This window comes from Pseudomonas sp. Pdm06 (assembly GCF_014851795.1).
GTDB classification, from domain to species: Bacteria; Pseudomonadota; Gammaproteobacteria; order Pseudomonadales; family Pseudomonadaceae; genus Aquipseudomonas; species Aquipseudomonas fluorescens_AA.
The window spans coordinates 217,273-233,705 of the sequence record NZ_JACVAH010000007.1 but is presented as its reverse complement, the minus strand read 5'-3'; the positions used below and the strand labels follow the sequence as shown (position 1 = coordinate 233,705).

At 62.4% G+C, this 16,433-nt stretch carries 15 protein-coding genes; 10 read left to right on the top strand and 5 right to left on the bottom strand.

Going from position 1 to position 16,433, the window contains the following annotated elements; genetic code table 11:
- Positions 1 to 153: 153 nt before the first annotated feature.
- On the bottom strand, positions 154 to 864 hold the full coding sequence (locus tag IB266_RS14075) for a tellurite resistance TerB family protein (RefSeq protein WP_060739037.1): 711 nt from the start codon (positions 862 to 864) through the stop codon (positions 154 to 156).
- A 183-nt stretch (positions 865 to 1,047) separates the two neighbouring features.
- On the opposite strand from IB266_RS14075, the gene IB266_RS14070 reads away from it, so the two are divergent.
- The 9 genes from IB266_RS14070 to IB266_RS14030 all read left to right on the top strand — a co-directional run bounded on the left by IB266_RS14070 (position 1,048) and on the right by IB266_RS14030 (position 10,102).
- Complete coding sequence (locus tag IB266_RS14070) at positions 1,048 to 1,962, top strand: LysR family transcriptional regulator (protein WP_060739038.1); 915 nt, start codon at positions 1,048 to 1,050, stop codon at positions 1,960 to 1,962.
- Positions 1,963 to 2,177: 215 nt separating this feature from the next.
- Positions 2,178 to 3,635 (top strand): gamma-aminobutyraldehyde dehydrogenase, encoded by a 1,458-nt coding sequence (locus IB266_RS14065; RefSeq protein ID WP_192261546.1) that lies wholly within the window; start codon positions 2,178 to 2,180, stop codon positions 3,633 to 3,635.
- Positions 3,636 to 3,725: 90 nt separating this feature from the next.
- Positions 3,726 to 4,877 carry a putative ABC transporter substrate-binding protein YdcS gene (gene ydcS, locus IB266_RS14060; protein WP_060739040.1) on the top strand — a complete coding sequence of 384 codons (1,152 nt, stop codon included), beginning with the start codon at positions 3,726 to 3,728 and terminating at the stop codon, positions 4,875 to 4,877.
- 177 nt (positions 4,878 to 5,054) lie between these two features.
- On the top strand, positions 5,055 to 6,092 hold the full coding sequence (locus IB266_RS14055; protein ID WP_192261545.1) for an ABC transporter ATP-binding protein: 1,038 nt from the start codon (positions 5,055 to 5,057) through the stop codon (positions 6,090 to 6,092).
- 1 nt (position 6,093) lies between these two features.
- Entirely contained in the window at positions 6,094 to 7,041 is a 948-nt protein-coding gene (locus IB266_RS14050) for an ABC transporter permease (protein ID WP_060739042.1), read from the top strand.
- Complete coding sequence (locus IB266_RS14045; RefSeq protein ID WP_060739043.1) at positions 7,031 to 7,849, top strand: ABC transporter permease; 819 nt, start codon at positions 7,031 to 7,033, stop codon at positions 7,847 to 7,849. The genes IB266_RS14050 and IB266_RS14045 overlap by 11 nt, the downstream gene beginning before the upstream one ends.
- A gap of 156 nt (positions 7,850 to 8,005) precedes the next feature.
- A complete protein-coding gene (locus IB266_RS14040; RefSeq protein ID WP_192261544.1) occupies positions 8,006 to 9,430 on the top strand; it encodes a gamma-aminobutyraldehyde dehydrogenase in 1,425 nt (474 codons plus the stop codon).
- A 146-nt stretch (positions 9,431 to 9,576) separates the two neighbouring features.
- The gene (locus tag IB266_RS14035) at positions 9,577 to 9,840 is read left to right on the top strand and encodes a CopG family ribbon-helix-helix protein (protein WP_063322816.1); all 264 of its coding nucleotides are present in this window, start codon (positions 9,577 to 9,579) and stop codon (positions 9,838 to 9,840) included.
- Positions 9,803 to 10,102 carry a type II toxin-antitoxin system RelE/ParE family toxin gene (locus IB266_RS14030; protein ID WP_063322817.1) on the top strand — a complete coding sequence of 100 codons (300 nt, stop codon included), beginning with the start codon at positions 9,803 to 9,805 and terminating at the stop codon, positions 10,100 to 10,102. The genes IB266_RS14035 and IB266_RS14030 overlap by 38 nt, the downstream gene beginning before the upstream one ends.
- Positions 10,103 to 10,146: 44 nt before the next feature.
- On the opposite strand, the gene IB266_RS14025 is transcribed toward IB266_RS14030, so the two are convergent.
- Positions 10,147 to 10,332, bottom strand: coding sequence for a hypothetical protein (locus IB266_RS14025; RefSeq protein WP_003198116.1), 186 nt, complete (start codon positions 10,330 to 10,332; stop codon positions 10,147 to 10,149).
- 361 nt (positions 10,333 to 10,693) lie between these two features.
- On the opposite strand from IB266_RS14025, the gene IB266_RS14020 reads away from it, so the two are divergent.
- Complete coding sequence (locus IB266_RS14020) at positions 10,694 to 12,322, top strand: glucan biosynthesis protein D (RefSeq protein ID WP_060739047.1); 1,629 nt, start codon at positions 10,694 to 10,696, stop codon at positions 12,320 to 12,322.
- A gap of 176 nt (positions 12,323 to 12,498) precedes the next feature.
- Here IB266_RS14020 and IB266_RS14015 read toward each other — a convergent pair whose 3' ends face one another.
- From IB266_RS14015 to IB266_RS14005, 3 genes are all read right to left on the bottom strand, one after another.
- Positions 12,499 to 13,605 (bottom strand): NADH:flavin oxidoreductase/NADH oxidase, encoded by a 1,107-nt coding sequence (locus IB266_RS14015; RefSeq protein ID WP_060739048.1) that lies wholly within the window; start codon positions 13,603 to 13,605, stop codon positions 12,499 to 12,501.
- Positions 13,606 to 13,994: 389 nt separating this feature from the next.
- Positions 13,995 to 15,704: a single-stranded-DNA-specific exonuclease RecJ gene (gene recJ / locus IB266_RS14010; protein WP_192261543.1), complete on the bottom strand. Its 1,710-nt coding sequence runs from the start codon at positions 15,702 to 15,704 to the stop codon at positions 13,995 to 13,997.
- A gap of 167 nt (positions 15,705 to 15,871) precedes the next feature.
- Positions 15,872 to 16,414 (bottom strand): YaeQ family protein, encoded by a 543-nt coding sequence (locus IB266_RS14005; RefSeq protein WP_003198109.1) that lies wholly within the window; start codon positions 16,412 to 16,414, stop codon positions 15,872 to 15,874.
- Between the last annotated feature and the right edge of the window lie 19 nt (positions 16,415 to 16,433).

Genomic DNA, 16,433 nt, shown 5'->3' with positions numbered 1-16,433 from the left:
GGAATAGCGTTGGGACACAGGGCTGCCAAACACCCCAAAACCACTGTGGGAGCGAGCTTGCTCGCGATAACGGTGTATCAGTCAAAAATGCTGCGACTGACCGGGCGCCATCGCGAGCAAGCTCGCTCCCACAGGGAATAGCGTTGGGGCTGTTTAGGCGGTCGCCTGGCGCACCTGTTTTTCCAGCTCCACCTTCAACCCCGGCTCCAGCTTGAGTTGGCGCGCCAGTTCGTCGAGGTAGGACTTCTCCATGAAGTTTTCCTCGTCCACCAGCATCACACTGGCGATATACATTTCCGCGGCTATTTCCGGGGTGCTGGCGGCGCGGGCGACGTCGGTGGGGTCCAGGGGTTTGTTGAGTTCAGCGTGCAGCCAGTGTTGCAGCTCCTGGTCGTTGTCGAGCTTGGTGAATTCACCTTCGATCAACTGCCGCTCCCGCTCGTCCACATGACCGTCGGCCTTGGCCGCCGCCACCAGCGCCTTGAGGATCGCCTGGCTATGCTGTTCAACCTGTGCCGGGGGCACGCGGTCGAGGGTCTGCGGTTCGGTTTTCGGCGCGGTGCCCTGTTGGGCCTGCCAGTTGCCATAGGCTTTGTAGGCGATCACGCCCAAGGCAGCCAAGCCACCGTAGGCCAGGGCCTTGCCACCGAAGCTGCGGGCTTTCTTGTTGCCCAGCAACAGGCCCATGGCCCCGGCGGCCAGGGCCCCGCCGCCCGCACCGGAAAGCATCCCGCCCAGGTTGCCGGAGCCGCCGAGCAACCCGCCCAGGCCACCGGACGATTTGCCTTGTGAGCCGCCAGCCTTGTTCTGCAACATTTCCTGGCCGGACTTGAGAAGCTGATCGAGCAATCCACGGGTGTTCATTTGTTGCCTCCACATTGTCGGGTCAACGTAAGGCCCCCAGCCTAGATCGAAAGTGCCCTGACGCCGCAGGCGAGATTGCTTCCAGATGTTGCCTGGCTCATTCGAAGAGACACTCACCTACCCTTCTAAAAAAACGATATACACTCCAGCACATCGATAAAATCGCCCACCGGGTATACACCCATGATGACCCTGCGTCAGATCCGCCACTTCATCGCCGTGGCCGAAACCGGCTCCATCTCCGCCGCTGCGCAAACGGCGTTCATTTCCCAGTCCACCCTGACCCTGGCGATCCAGCAACTGGAGCAGGACATCGGTGTCAGCCTGTTCAGCCGCCACGCCAAGGGCATGACCCTGACCCACCAGGGCCATCAATTCCTACGCCAGGCCCATGTGATCCTGGCCACCGTCGACAACGCCAAACGCAGCCTGCAACAAAGCACCGATCAGGTGGCCGGCCAAGTCACCATTGGCGTCACCAGCCTGGTCGCCGGCTATTACCTGGCGGACCTGCTCACCCGTTTCCAGCGTGCCTACCCCAACGTGGAGATCCGCGTGATGGAGGACGAACGGCCGTACATCGAGCATTTGCTGGTCAGCGGCGAAATCGATGTCGGGGTACTGATCCTGTCCAATCTGGAAGACCGTCACGCGTTGCAGACCGAAGTCCTGACCCATTCGCCACACCGCTTGTGGTTGCCGGCACAGCACCCACTGCTGGAGCACGACAGCATCAACCTGGCTGACGTGGCCCGCGAACCGCTGATCCAGCTGAATGTCGATGAAATGGACCGCAACGCCCAACGCCTGTGGCGCGGCGCCGGCCTGCAACCGAGGGTCACCCTGCGCACCGCCTCGACCGAAGCGGTGCGCAGCCTGGTGGCGGCGGGATTGGGTGTGTCGATCCAACCGGACATGACCTACCGCCCTTGGTCGCTGGAAGGCGACATCATCGAAGCCCGACCGATCGCCGACCTCAACCAGACCCTCGACGTAGGCCTGGCCTGGCGCCGGGGCACGGCGCGACCGGCGTCGGTCGACCCGTTCCTGGCCGTCGCCCGGGAACAACCTCATGGCGGGCGCAAGCCATCTATTTAATCGAATGCAGCCTTGAGTATTTCGAATTTGTCGGCCTCGGGGCTGAGCACTAGTCTGATTACGCCCCCCTTCCTGTGGGAGCCGAGCTTGCTCGCGATAGCGGTCTGTCAGTTGAATCAATGTTGCCTGACCCACCGCTATCGCGAGCAAGCTCGGCTCCCACAGGGACTATTTTTAACTGGCAGTCGTCATCACCCTTAAATGAGAAATCGGACATGGCTGGCACGCAAACCCCGTTGTGCACCGCGTTGCTGATCGACGGAGAGCTCGTTGCCGGTGAAGGCCTTGTCGAGCCGATCCTCAACCCGGCCACCGGTGAGGTGATGGCTCACATCGCCGAGGCCAGCACCGAACAGGTAGAAGCCGCGATCCTCGCCGCCCATCGCGCTTTCGACGGCTGGTCGCGCACCACGCCGCAACAACGCTCGAACCTGTTGCTGGACATCGCCAGCGCCATCGAAAAGAACGCCGATGAGCTGGCCCGCCTCGAATCCCTGAACTGCGGCAAGCCGCTGCACCTGGCGCGCCAGGATGACCTGAGCGCCACGGTGGATGTCTTTCGTTTCTTCGCCGGCGCCGTGCGCTGCCAGACCGGCCAGCTCAGTGGCGAATACCTGCCCGGCTACACCAGCATGGTGCGCCGCGACCCGATCGGCGTGGTGGCGTCCATTGCGCCGTGGAATTACCCGATCATGATGGCCGCCTGGAAAATCGCCCCAGCCCTGGCCGCCGGCAATACGCTGGTGTTCAAGCCCTCGGAACACACGCCGCTGTCGATCCTGGCCCTGGCGCCGGCACTGGCCAGGATCCTGCCGCGAGGCGTCATCAATATTATTTGCGGGGGCGGCGAAGGTGTGGGCAGCCATCTGGTCAGCCATCCGAAAGTGCGCATGGTCTCGCTGACCGGCGACATCGTCACCGGGCAGAAGATCCTCCAGGCGGCGGCGAAAACCCTCAAGCGCACGCACCTGGAACTGGGCGGCAAGGCGCCGGTGATCGTGTGCAACGACGCCGACATCCAGGCCGTGGTCGAAGGCGTGCGCACCTACGGCTATTACAACGCCGGGCAGGATTGCACCGCAGCCTGCCGGATCTACGCCCAGGACGGGATTCACGACCGCCTGGTGGCCGAGCTCGGCGCGGCGGTCAGTAGCCTGCGCTTTGCCGGCAAGCGCGACGCCGACAATGAGATCGGCCCGCTGATCAGCACCCGCCAGCGCGATCGCGTGGCCAGTTTTGTCGAGCGCGCCCTCGGCCAGCCGCACATCGAACGCATCACCGGCGCGGCGGTGCATTCCGGCGCCGGTTTCTATTACCAACCCACGCTGCTGGCCGGCTGCAAGCAAAGCGATGAAATCGTCCAGCGCGAGGTGTTCGGCCCGGTCGTCACCGTGACCCGTTTCGACGAACTCAGCCAGGCGGTGGACTGGGCCAACGATTCCGAATACGGCCTGGCCTCCTCGGTGTGGACGCAGAACCTGGACAAGGCCATGCAGGTGGCGGCGCGGCTTCAATACGGCTGCACCTGGATCAACAGCCATTTCATGCTGGTCAGCGAAATGCCCCACGGCGGCCTGAAACGTTCGGGTTATGGGAAAGACCTGTCCAGCGATTCGCTCCAGGACTACAGCGTGGTGCGCCACATCATGGCCCGCCACGGCCAGCATCTGTAGCTAACAGAACTACTCTAATAACAGGCCAGCCATGGCGCTTCACCCGGTTCGAACACTGCCCCGACCATAATTAAAGCAAGAGGGATTTCCATGTACGCGCACAAGACCGTATTGCTCAGTGCACTCACCACGGCGCTGCTGACCAGCGTCAGCCTCCAGGCCGCCGAACCGCTCAAGGCCGTCGGTGCCGGCGAAGGTCAACTGGATATCGTTGCCTGGCCGGGTTACATCGAACGCGGCGAAAGCGACAAGGCCTACGACTGGGTCAGCGGTTTCGAGAAAGAAACCGGCTGCAAGGTCAATGTGAAAACCGCAGCCACGTCCGACGAAATGGTCAGCCTGATGACCAAGGGCGGCTATGACCTGGTCACCGCCTCCGGCGACGCCTCGTTGCGGCTGATTGCCGGCAAGCGCGTGCAGCCGATCAACACCGCGCTGATCGCCAACTGGAAGAATCTCGACCCGCGCCTGAAGGATGCGCCGTGGTACGTGGTCAACCAGCAGACCTATGGCACCCCGTATCAATGGGGCCCGAATGTGCTGATGTACAACACCGACGTGTTCAAGCAGGCGCCCACCAGTTGGAGCGTGCTGTTCAACGCCCAGGACCTGCCCGACGGCAAGCCGAACAAGGGGCGCGTGCAAGCCTACGATGGCCCGATCTACATCGCCGACGCGGCGCTGTACCTCAAGACCGCCAAGCCTGAGCTGGGCATCAAGGACCCGTACCAACTCGACGAAGCGCAATACAAGGCCGTGCTGGAATTGCTGAGGGCTCAGCAGCCGTTGATCCACCGCTACTGGCACGACACCACTGTGCAGATGAGCGACTTCAAGAACGAAGGCGTGGTGGCGTCCGGTGCCTGGCCGTATCAGGTCAACGGCCTGATGAACGAGAAGCAACCGATCGCCTCGACCATTCCGAAAGAAGGTGCCACCGGCTGGGCGGATACGACGATGCTCCACGCCGAGGCCAAGCATCCCAACTGCGCGTACAAGTGGATGGACTGGTCGCTGCAACCGAAAGTCCAGGGTGACGTGGCCGCGTGGTTCGGTTCCTTGCCTGCGGTGCCGGCAGCATGCAAGGGCAGCGAACTGCTGGGCGCCGAAGGCTGCAAGACCAACGGCTTCGATCAGTTCGACAAGATTGCCTTCTGGAAAACCCCACAGGCCGAGGGCGGCAAATTCGTGCCGTACAGCCGCTGGACCCAGGACTACATTGCGATCATGGGTGGGCGCTAAGCCCAATCAGCCGGTGTAGTTCGCTGTGTGGGAGCAAGGCTTGCCCGCGATGAAGAGGACGCGGTTTCTTGGAAAACCGAGGCGCCCGTATCGCGAGCAAGCTTTGCTCCCACCAAGCCCCTCGCCCGACGATTCAGCCATGTTCAACACAAGCCCCGCTTTTTGGAGCCCCGCACCATGACGCTTGCAGTCCAGTTCACCCAGGTATCCCGTCAGTTCGGCGATGTGAAAGCCGTTGACCGGGTCTCCATTGATATCCAGGACGGCGAGTTCTTTTCCATGCTGGGTCCGTCCGGCTCGGGCAAGACCACCTGCCTGCGGCTGATCGCCGGGTTCGAGCAACCCAGTGCCGGCTCGATTCGCATCCACGGCGAAGAAGCCACCGGGCTCGCGCCGTACCAGCGGGACGTGAACACCGTTTTCCAGGATTACGCCCTCTTCCCCCACATGAATGTACGTGACAACGTGGCCTACGGCTTGAAAGTCAAAGGCGTCGCCAAGCCCGAGCGCATCCAGCGCGCCAACGAAGCCCTGGAAATGGTGGCCTTGGGGGGCTATGGTGAACGCAAGCCGGTGCAGCTCTCCGGCGGCCAACGCCAACGCGTGGCCCTGGCCCGGGCGCTGGTCAACCGTCCGCGGGTGCTGTTGCTCGATGAACCCTTGGGCGCCCTGGACCTGAAGCTGCGCGAACAGATGCAGGGCGAATTGAAGAAGCTGCAACGCCAGCTGGGCATCACTTTCATTTTCGTCACCCACGACCAGACCGAAGCGCTGTCGATGTCCGACCGCGTGGCAGTGTTCAACAAGGGGCGCATCGAACAGGTCGATACTCCACGCAACCTGTACATGAAACCGGCGACCACCTTCGTCGCCGAATTCGTCGGCACCTCCAACGTGATTCGTGGCGAGCTGGCCCGGGAACTGAGCGGTTATCCACAGCCGTTCTCGATCCGCCCGGAACACGTGCGTTTCGCCGAGGGCCCGTTGGCCAGCGGTGAGATCGAGGTCCACGGCCTGCTGCACGACATCCAGTACCAGGGCAGCGCCACACGCTACGAGTTGAAACTTGCCAACGGCCAGACCCTGAACCTCAGCCAGGCCAATACCCAGTGGCTCGACAACGCAGCCCAGCACCAGACCGGCCAGCCTCTCAGCGTTCGCTGGGCCCGTGAGGCGATGGTCGCGCTGCACGACACCGTCAGTGGCGAGGTGTGAGATGAACACCCTGGCCATCACCCAAGCGCCTGCGCCCGGTTCGCCGCTGCGGCGTTTTGCCAACCTGCTGTACCGACGGCCCAACCTGTACCTGTCGATGTTGCTGGTGCCGCCGCTGCTCTGGTTCGGCGCGATCTACCTCGGCTCGCTGCTGACCTTGCTGTGGCAGGGGTTCTACACCTTCGATGACTTCACCATGGCGGTCACGCCGGACCTGACCCTGGCGAACTTCGCGGCGCTGTTCCAGCCCTCGAACTTCGACATCATTTTGCGCACCCTGAGCATGGCGATTGCCGTGTCCATCGCCAGCGCCGTCGTCGCGTTCCCGATCGCCTACTACATGGCGCGCTACACCCGCGGCAAGACCAAGGCGTTTTTCTACATCGCGGTGATGCTACCGATGTGGGCCAGCTATATCGTCAAGGCCTACGCCTGGACGCTGCTGCTGGCCAAGGGCGGCGTGGCGCAGTGGTTCGTCCAGCACCTGGGCCTGGGGCCGGTGTTGCAGTTCGTGCTGGGGATCCCAGGCGTGGGTGGCAGCACCTTGTCCACCTCGCACCTGGGACGTTTCCTGGTGTTCGTCTACATCTGGCTGCCGTTCATGATCCTGCCGATCCAGGCGTCCCTGGAGCGCCTGCCGCCATCGCTGCTGCAAGCCTCGGCGGACCTGGGCGCCAGGCCACGCCAGACGTTCACGCAGGTGATCCTGCCGCTGTCGATCCCGGGCATTGCCGCCGGCTCGATCTTCACCTTCTCGCTGACCCTGGGGGATTTCATCGTGCCCCAGTTGGTGGGCCCGCCGGGTTACTTCGTCGGCAGCATGGTCTACGCCCAGCAAGGCGCCATCGGCAACATGCCCATGGCCGCAGCGTTCACGCTGGTGCCTATCGTGCTGATCGCGGTCTATCTATCCATCGTCAAGCGACTGGGAGCTTTCGATGCGCTCTGACTCTCAAGACCGAGCCTCGTGGGGCTTGCGGATCGCGGCGTGGGGCGGGCTGCTGTTCCTGCATTTCCCGATCCTGATCATCTTCCTCTACGCCTTCAACACCGAGGACGCGGCCTTCAGTTTCCCCCCCAAGGGCCTGACCCTGAAGTGGTTCAGCGTCGCCTTCTCGCGCCCGGATGTGCTGGAAGCGATCAAGCTGTCGTTGCAGGTCGCGGCCATCGCCACGCTGATCGCCATGGTGCTCGGCACCCTGGCTTCGGCGGCGCTGTACCGTCGCGACTTCTTCGGTAAACAGGGCATTTCGCTGATGCTGATCCTGCCGATTGCCTTGCCGGGGATCATCACCGGCATTGCACTGCTGGCGACCTTCAAGACCCTGGGCATCGAACCGGGAATGTTCACCATCGTCGTCGGCCACGCCACCTTCTGCGTGGTGATCGTCTACAACAACGTGATCGCCCGCCTGCGCCGCACCTCCCACAGCCTGATCGAGGCCTCGATGGACCTGGGCGCCGACGGCTGGCAGACCTTTCGCTACATCATCCTGCCTAACCTGGGGTCGGCACTGCTGGCCGGCGGGATGCTGGCCTTCGCGCTGTCGTTCGACGAAATCATCGTCACCACCTTCACCGCTGGCCACGAACGCACCCTGCCGCTGTGGCTGCTCAACCAGCTCAGCCGCCCGCGCGACGTGCCGGTGACCAACGTGGTGGCGATGCTGGTGATGATGGTCACGATGTTGCCGATATTGGGCGCGTACTACCTGACCCGCGGGGGTGAGAGCGTGGCCGGTAGCGGCGGGAAATAATCAACAGTGATCGCTCACTGGGGAACCGCAATCCTGTGGGAGCGAGCTTGCTCGCGAAGGCGTCGTGGCAGTCGCTGCAAAGGGTGAATGACCACCGCTATCGCGAGCAAGCTCGCTCCCACAGGGGATTTGGGAAACATTCAAGAGGACTTGGACATGCAAACCAAACTGCTGATCAACGGCCACCTGGTAGAAGGCGAAGGCCCCGGCCAGGCCGTGTTTAACCCCTCGCTGGGGCGAGTGCTGGTGGAAATCAACGAGGCTAGCGAAGCCCAGGTCGATGCCGCCGTGCGTGCGGCCGACAACGCCTTCGACAGCTGGTCGCAGGTTGCGCCCAAGGACCGGTCCCTGTTGCTGCTCAAGCTGGCTGACGCCATCGAAGCCCACGGCGAAGAACTGGCGAAGCTGGAGTCGGACAACTGCGGCAAACCCCTTAGCGCCGCGCTGAACGACGAGATTCCGGCGATTGCCGACGTGTTCCGCTTCTTTGCCGGTGCCAGCCGCTGCATGAGCGGCTCGGCGGGCGGCGAGTACCTGCCGGGGCACACTTCGATGATCCGTCGCGACCCGGTAGGCGTCATCGCCTCCATCGCGCCGTGGAACTACCCGCTGATGATGGTCGCCTGGAAAATCGCCCCGGCCCTGGCCGCCGGCAATACCGTGGTGCTCAAGCCGTCGGAGCAAACCCCACTGACGGCCCTGCGCCTGGCGGAACTGGCGTCGGAGATTTTCCCGGCCGGCGTGCTCAACGTGATCTTCGGCCGTGGGCAGACCGTCGGCAACCCGCTGGTCACCCACCCGAAAGTACGCATGGTGTCGCTGACCGGCTCCATCGCTACCGGCTCGAACATCATTTCCAGCACGTCCGACAGCGTCAAGCGCATGCACATGGAACTGGGCGGCAAAGCCCCGGTGATCATTTTCGACGATGCCGACATCGACGCGGCCGTGGAGGGCATCCGCACCTTCGGTTTCTACAACGCCGGCCAGGACTGCACCGCCGCCTGCCGCATCTATGCCCAGCAAGGCATCTACGAGCAGTTCGTCGAGAAACTCGGCGCCGCGGTGGGCAGCATCAAGTACGGCCTGCAAACCGCGTCCGACACCGAGATGGGCCCGTTGATCACCGCCCAGCACCGCGACCGCGTGGCCGCTTTCGTCGAGCGGGCCATCGCCCAGCCGCATATCCGCCTGGTCACCGGTGGCAAGGCCGTGGACGGCAACGGGTTCTTCTTCGAACCGACGGTGCTGGCCGACGCCCAGCAGGATGACGAAATCGTCCGGCGGGAAGTCTTCGGGCCGGTGGTGTCCGTCACCCCGTTCCTCGACGAAGCGCAAGTGCTGGCCTGGGCCAACGACTCGGACTATGGCCTGGCTTCATCGGTCTGGACCGCCGACATCGGCCGCGCCCATCGCCTGTCGGCACGCCTGCAATATGGCTGCACCTGGGTGAACACCCACTTCATGCTCGTCAGTGAAATGCCCCATGGCGGTCAGAAACGTTCCGGCTATGGCAAGGACATGTCCATGTATGGGCTGGAGGACTACACGGTGGTGCGGCATGTGATGTTCAAGCATTGACGACAAGACAACGTTGGCAACACATGCTCGCGCCTGCCCGGCGTTCGTCCTGCTAAGGTTTTCGTCGATCGGTGCACGCCCGCCGGTTGACGGAAATCCTGGTAGCACCTAGGGTGTCTACAACGTATACACTTTGGAGATCAGCCATGGCCTCGCCCGTTTTGTCCTTTCGTGTGGAAGAAGGTCTGGCCCAACAGCTGGACTTGCTGGCTGCCGCCACCGACCGCGACCGCCAATATCACCTCAAGCGTGCACTGGTTCGATATGTGGAAGCCGAATCCTGGCATCTGCAAGCCATCAGCGAAGGCATGGCCGATGCCGACGCTGGAAACCTGACCGATCTGGACGCCGTGAAGGCTAAGTGGGCAAAGCGTGCCGAGCATCGTACTGACCGACAAAGCACAGAGTGACCTCGACTCGATCCACGAACATTACCAAAGCGCTATCGGCGCAGAAGGCGCCGATGAGGTCATCCTCGCCATCCTGGAGACATTGCGCCAACTGCAACGCTTTCCCGGCTCGGGCCGTCCTTCGGTCGTTCCCGATATTCGAGAGCTGGTGCTGACACGCTACCCGTTCGTTGCCCCGTACCGGCTCGAGCAGGGACAACTGCAAGTCCTGCGGATACTGCACCAGCGCACCGAACGTCCCCAGGACTGGTCGGTGGAGTGATGTCGGCCGGCGCGCCTGCCCCGACCGCTCACCTGCGCCACGCTTCAAAACCGCGAAACACTCCTCATCGCATCCACCAGATAGCGCATGGCGATGCGGTCGTTTTCCGACAACTCCCGATAGCGCTCCACCAGTCTCAATTCCTCAAGGCTGAGCCGGCGTGTCCTGCGCGGGTTGGTCAGGCCTGGAAAGATCCCCAGCATTTCGGTAATGCCCTGTATTTTTGTCATGAGTTGTCCTTCTTTACGTCGAGGTTGACCTGATAGCGCCGTCTGAACCCGGGTTAGATCGTCTATCACGCTAAAGAATAGGGAGGATTCAAAGCGTGAAAAGGGAGTTTTAGAGTAATTAGTCAAAAAAAGTTGGAATCGACATAAAAAAAGAAATAACTGTAAGAAAATTTGACCAAGCCACGCTTTCCTTTCTCTCAAAACCCGTATTTCCCCTATGATTTTGCGCCTCGGTGAACCGATCCAGCTCTCAGGCATCTGTTCTAACGTTCGTCGCGTTTGGCCAAAGGCATGTCCGAACTCATTTACCAATCTCTGTCGCCAGGATCGGCGCGGGATTGTTTCGAGAAAGGTTGTATTTATGCACCGCAGGAATCTGCTCAAGGCCTCCATGGCCTTCGCCGCCTACACCGGGCTGTCGGCCTCCGGGCTCATGGCCGCACGCGCCTGGGCCGCCGATCAGACTGCCGACGGCGAAGCCCGTCCCTTCGATTTCAACGGTTTGAAGGATCAGGCCCGGCGGCTGGCCGAGAGCCGCTACGTCGACACCAAGCAAGTCCTGCCACCCACCCTGGCGCAAATGTCGCCGCTGCAGTTCAACGCCATCCAATACGACGTCAATCACTCGTTATGGAATGACCTGGAAGGACGACAACTGGATGCACAGTTCTTCCATGTCGGCATGGGCTTCAAGCAGCCGGTACGCATGTACAGTGTCGACCCGAAGACGCGCATGGCCCGTGAGGTGCACTTCCGTCCGGAACTGTTCAACTATGAGAAAACCACGGTCAACACCTCGCAACTGACGGGTGACCTGGGCTTCGCCGGCTTTCGTGTCTTCAAGGCGCCGGAGCTGGATCGACACGACATCGTTTCGTTCCTGGGGGCCAGCTATTTCCGCGCCGTGGATGCCAGCGGCCAGTACGGGCTGTCGGCTCGCGGCTTGGCCATCGACACCTATGCCAAGAAGCGTGAGGAATTCCCGGACTTCACCAAGTTCTGGTTCGAAACCCCGGACAAGAACAGCACCCGCTTCGTGGTCTACGCCCTGCTCGACTCCCCCAGCGCCACCGGCGCCTATCGGTTCGACATCGATTGCCAGCCGACCCGGGTGGTGATGGAAATCGATGCGCATATCAATGCCCGTACCGCCATCGAACAACTGGGTATCGCCCCCATGACCAGCATGTTCAGCTGCGGCACCGTCGAACGGCGCATGTGCGACACCATTCACCCGCAAATCCACGACTCCGACCGGCTGGCCATGTGGCGCGGCAATGGTGAGTGGGTCTGCCGTCCGTTGAACAACCCTGCCACCCTGCAATTCAATGCCTTCGCCGACAACAACCCGAAAGGTTTCGGCCTGGTGCAGACCGACCACGACTTTGCCAGCTACCAAGACACCGTGGACTGGTACAGCAAGCGCCCAAGCCTGTGGGTCGAACCGACGACGGCATGGGGCGAAGGCTCGGTGGACTTGCTGGAAATTCCTACCACCGGAGAGACCCTGGACAACATCGTCGCGTTCTGGACGCCGAAAAAACCGGTGGCCGCCGGTGATTCGCTGAACTATGGCTACAAGCTCTACTGGAGCGCGCTGCCGCCGGTCAGCACCGACCTGGCCCACGTCGACGCCACTCGTTCAGGCATGGGCGGGTTCATCGAAGGCTGGGCACCGGGCGAGCATTACCCGACCGTCTGGGCACGTCGTTTCGCCGTGGACTTCAGCGGCGGCGGCCTCGACCAACTGCCGCCGGGCACCGGCATCGAACCGGTGGTGACCTGCTCCCACGGCGAAGTGAAGGACTTCAATGTGTTGGTGCTGGATGCGATCAAGGGCTACCGCATTACCTTCGACTGGTACCCGACCGACGACCGGGTGGACCCGGTGCAGATGCGCCTGTTCATTCGCACCAAGGACCGCACCTTGAGCGAGACCTGGTTGTACCAGTACTTCCCGCCGGCACCGGATAAGCGCAAGTACCCCTGATAGTGATCGGATGCCTGGGCTGGCCCTATCGCGAGCAAGCTCGCTCCCACAGTAGATTGATGTTCTACCCTGTGGGAGCGGGCTTGCTCGCGAAGACGGCAGCACAAGCACCAGCGATTTCAGATATGAAAAAGCCCCGGCCAATGACGACCGGGGCTTTTTGTTTTATCGGGCACTCAATCGCGCAAATCCGACTCATGAATCGGCTGGTCCCGATGCGTGGCCCGCTGGTACTGCGCCGGCCACGTGGCCTTGCGGCCGCCCAGGTCATCATCGGCATGCAGGGCCCAGTACGGATCGCGCAACAATTCGCGGGCCAGGAAAATGATGTCGGCCTGGCAGGTGCGCAGGATGTGTTCGGCCTGGGCCGGTTCGGTGATCATGCCGACGGTGCCGGTGGCGATTTCCGACTCCTTGCGCACCCGCTCGGCGAAGCGTGTCTGGTAACCCGGGCCGGTGGGGATTTCCGCATTGGCGGCCGTGCCGCCCGATGACACATCGATCAGGTCCACCCCCAGCGCCCTGAAGCGCCGCGCCAGCTCCACGGTTTCATCCGGGTTCCAACCGTCCTCGACCCAATCGGTGGCGGAGACGCGAACGAACACCGGCAGCTCTTGCGGCCATACGGCCCGGATCGCTTCGGTGACTTGCAGCACCAGGCGGATGCGGTTCTCGAACGAGCCGCCGTATTGATCGCGCCGCTGATTGCTCAAGGGCGACAGGAACTGATGCAGCAGATAACCATGGGCCGCGTGGACCTCGACCACCTTGAAACCGGCCGTGAGGGCGCGCTTGGCCGAATCCACGAAGGCCTGGATCACCCCGGCGATCTGTCCTTCGTCCAACTGCACCGGCTGGGTGTGTTGCGGGTCGAAGGCAATCGGCGACGGACCGACCGGCACCCAGCCGCCATCCGCCGGTTTGACGCTGCCATGCTTGCCCAGCCAAGGTCGCCAGGTGCTGGCCTTGCGCCCGGCATGGGCCAGCTGTATGCCCGGCACGGCGCCTTGGGCGGTGATGAACCGGGTGATGCGTTGCAAGGGTTCGATCTGTTCATCGTTCCACAGCCCCAGATCCTGGGCGGTGATACGACCGTCGGCGGTCACGGCGGTGGCTTCGGTGAACACCAGGCCGGCACCGCCCACGGCGCGGCTACCCAAGTGCACCAGGTGCCAATCGTTGGCCAGGCCATCGGTGCTCGAATACTGGCACATCGGCGATACCGCGATGCGATTGGGCAGGGTCAATTGGCGAAGGGTATAGGGTTCCAGCAGCAGACTCATGGGGCACCTCTCGAATCAGTGGGCAGGCTCCAGGGTTCTGTTTGAAAAGTCGACGAGTGACAAGAAGGTGCAACACCCGCCCCCGCGGGCAAAAAATTCGACAATACGTCACAAGGGCTATCAAGCAGTGCTTAGAGCCTAGTCGACAACCCGGGAGGCGGGAGGGTTCAGAACTTAAAAACCGACGGTGTGACCAGATTACTCTCGATCGGGCCTATGACTTTGTGGCGAGGGGATTTATCCCCGTTCGGCTGCGAAGCAGCCGTGAACCCGGCCAATGCCGTTTGGCTGAAGAAATTCGGGGCTGGGATATTTTGGGGGCTGCTGCGCAGCCCAGCGGGGATAAATCCCCTCGCCACACATCATCACTTGATCGATAGCATTTGTGCCTACCGCGGTTCGATATGGGCAATCATCAACTGCACCGTTTCCTGGCCGCGGAACTCGTTGAGGTCGAGCTTGTAGGCCAGTTCCACCCAGCGCACGGTAGGGTTTGGCCAGATCTCGCGGTCGATGCCGAAGGCGATGCCGTCGAGCTTCACCGAGCCGCACTCGCTCTTGAGAATGACCTTCAGGTGCCGTTCGCCCACCACGCGTTGTTCGACCAACTGGAACACCCCATGGAACATCGGTTCCGGGAAATGCTGGCCCCAGGGACCGGCATGGCGCAATGCCCGGGCCAGTTCGAGGTGGAACTCCTCCACCGCCAGGGTGCCATCCGACAACAACCGGCCGGTCAGGTCTTCTTCGCGCAATTGCCGGCGCACTTCCGCGTCGAACGCTTCGGCGAACAACGGAAAATTCGCTTCCGGCAACGTCAGCCCCGCCGCCATGGCGTGACCGCCGTACTTGCTGATCAGGGTCGGATGCTGCGCCGCCACCACGCTCAGCGCATCGCGAATGTGAAAGCCCGGTACCGAGCGCCCCGAGCCCTTGAGCAAACCGTCCCCGGCATCGGCAAAGGCGAGGGTCGGGCGGAAATAGCGCTCTTTCATCCGCGAGGCGAGAATGCCGATGACCCCTTGGTGCCACTGTGGGTCGAACAGGCACAAACCGAATGGCATCGACTCCACCGGCAGGTCCTTGAGCTGAGCCAGGGCTTCACGCTGCATGCCCTGCTCGATGGACTTGCGGTCCTGGTTCATGCCGTCCAGTTGCGCCGCCATCTCCCGCGCCAGGGCCGGATCGTCGGTGAGCAGGCATTCGATGCCCAGGCTCATATCGTCCAGGCGCCCTGCCGCATTCAGACGCGGCCCGAGGATAAATCCGAGGTCGGTGGAGGTAATCCGTGAAGCGTCGCGCTTGGCCACTTCCAGGATCGCCTTGATGCCGGGCCGGGCCCGCCCGGCGCGAATCCGTTCCAGGCCCTGGTGCACCAGGATCCGGTTATTCGCGTCCAGGGGCACCACGTCGGCCACGCTGCCCAGGGCCACCAGGTCGAGCAATTCGCCGATGTTCGGCTGGGGGGTGCTGGCATACCACCCCAGGCTGCGCAGACGCGCCCGCAGGGCCATCAGCACATAAAAAATCACCCCGACACCGGCCAGGGCCTTGCTCGGGAATTCGCAACCCGGCTGGTTCGGATTGACAATGGCATCGGCCGCCGGCAATTCGAGGCCAGGCAAGTGGTGGTCAGTGACCAGCACCTGGAGCCCCGCCGCTTTCGCCGCCGCCACGCCTTCCACGCTGGAGATGCCATTATCCACGGTGATCAGCAACTGCGGTTCGCGGGTCAGGGCGACGTCGACGATTTCCGGGGTCAGCCCGTAGCCATATTCGAAGCGATTGGGCACCAGGTAATCGACATGGGCTGCACCGAGCAGGCGCAACCCCAGCATCCCCACGGTGCTGGCGGTCGCGCCATCGGCATCGAAGTCACCCACGATCAGGATGCGCTGACGCTGCTCCAACGCGGTCACCAACAGATCCACCGCGGCGTCGATCCCCTTGAGCTGCTGAAAGGGAATCAGGCGCGCCAGGCTCTTGTCCAGTTCAGCCTCGGACTGTACGCCGCGTGCCGCGTACAGGCGCGTCAACAGGGGCGGCAGGTCACCGAGAAATGGCAGGGTGTCGGGCAGTTGGCGGGGTTCTATGCGCATGGGGTGACGACATTTCTCTGGATAATCGTGAAAATTCTGGCAGGGAGCTTGTGTGGGAGCGGGCTTGCTCGCGAAAGCGGCGGCACATTCAACATAAATGCAAACCGATCTACCGTATTCGCGAGCAAGCCCGCTCCCACAATGAGTTCACTTGATGCCGGGGCGGATCAACCGCGCTCGCCCAGCAACCATTGCAGCTGGACTTCATGCTGGCCACGGTCGTCGGTCACGAAAATCGTGCCCTCGCTGATCATCACATCCCACTTGATCACCCGGGGCATGTCCTGGGCCAGGGTTTCGAGCACTTCCTGGGGCACGGCGGCGATGTTGACGTTCTTCAGGTTCTTGACCGCCGGGATCACCTTGCCTTCCCACACCCGCAGGCTGCCATAGGCCAGCAGGCTGGTGCGCTCGGTCCGGCGCGAGCACCAGGTCAGGCGATCGGCATCCGGCTGGCCGACTTCGATCCAGTGCAGCACACGGTCATCCAGGCTTTTTTCCCACAGCGCAGGTTCATCGACGTCTGACAGACCACGACCAAACGCCAGCAGCTCGTTGTACCAGAACGCGTAGGCCAGCAGGCGCACGGTCATGCGCTCTTCGGTTTCCGAAGGGTGGCGGGCGATGGTCTGCTTCACATTCTCGTACACATTGCGATCGAGGTCGGTGAGGTTCAGTTCAAACTTGTAGGTCGTGGACGGCTGGGCCATGAACGGGCTTCTTGATACG

Coding starts and splice junctions, on each gene's coding strand:
- IB266_RS14040 (WP_192261544.1), top strand. CDS start 8,006: ATGCAAACCAAACTGCTGATCAACGGCCACCTGGTAGAAGGCGAAGGC.
- ydcS (WP_060739040.1), top strand. CDS start 3,726: ATGTACGCGCACAAGACCGTATTGCTCAGTGCACTCACCACGGCGCTG.
- IB266_RS14045 (WP_060739043.1), top strand. CDS start 7,031: ATGCGCTCTGACTCTCAAGACCGAGCCTCGTGGGGCTTGCGGATCGCG.
- IB266_RS14050 (WP_060739042.1), top strand. CDS start 6,094: ATGAACACCCTGGCCATCACCCAAGCGCCTGCGCCCGGTTCGCCGCTG.
- IB266_RS14005 (WP_003198109.1), bottom strand. CDS start 16,414: ATGGCCCAGCCGTCCACGACCTACAAGTTTGAACTGAACCTCACCGAC.
- IB266_RS14020 (WP_060739047.1), top strand. CDS start 10,694: ATGCACCGCAGGAATCTGCTCAAGGCCTCCATGGCCTTCGCCGCCTAC.
- IB266_RS14075 (WP_060739037.1), bottom strand. CDS start 864: ATGAACACCCGTGGATTGCTCGATCAGCTTCTCAAGTCCGGCCAGGAA.
- IB266_RS14070 (WP_060739038.1), top strand. CDS start 1,048: ATGATGACCCTGCGTCAGATCCGCCACTTCATCGCCGTGGCCGAAACC.
- IB266_RS14065 (WP_192261546.1), top strand. CDS start 2,178: ATGGCTGGCACGCAAACCCCGTTGTGCACCGCGTTGCTGATCGACGGA.
- IB266_RS14015 (WP_060739048.1), bottom strand. CDS start 13,605: ATGAGTCTGCTGCTGGAACCCTATACCCTTCGCCAATTGACCCTGCCC.
- IB266_RS14035 (WP_063322816.1), top strand. CDS start 9,577: ATGGCCTCGCCCGTTTTGTCCTTTCGTGTGGAAGAAGGTCTGGCCCAA.
- recJ (WP_192261543.1), bottom strand. CDS start 15,704: ATGCGCATAGAACCCCGCCAACTGCCCGACACCCTGCCATTTCTCGGT.
- IB266_RS14025 (WP_003198116.1), bottom strand. CDS start 10,332: ATGACAAAAATACAGGGCATTACCGAAATGCTGGGGATCTTTCCAGGC.
- IB266_RS14055 (WP_192261545.1), top strand. CDS start 5,055: ATGACGCTTGCAGTCCAGTTCACCCAGGTATCCCGTCAGTTCGGCGAT.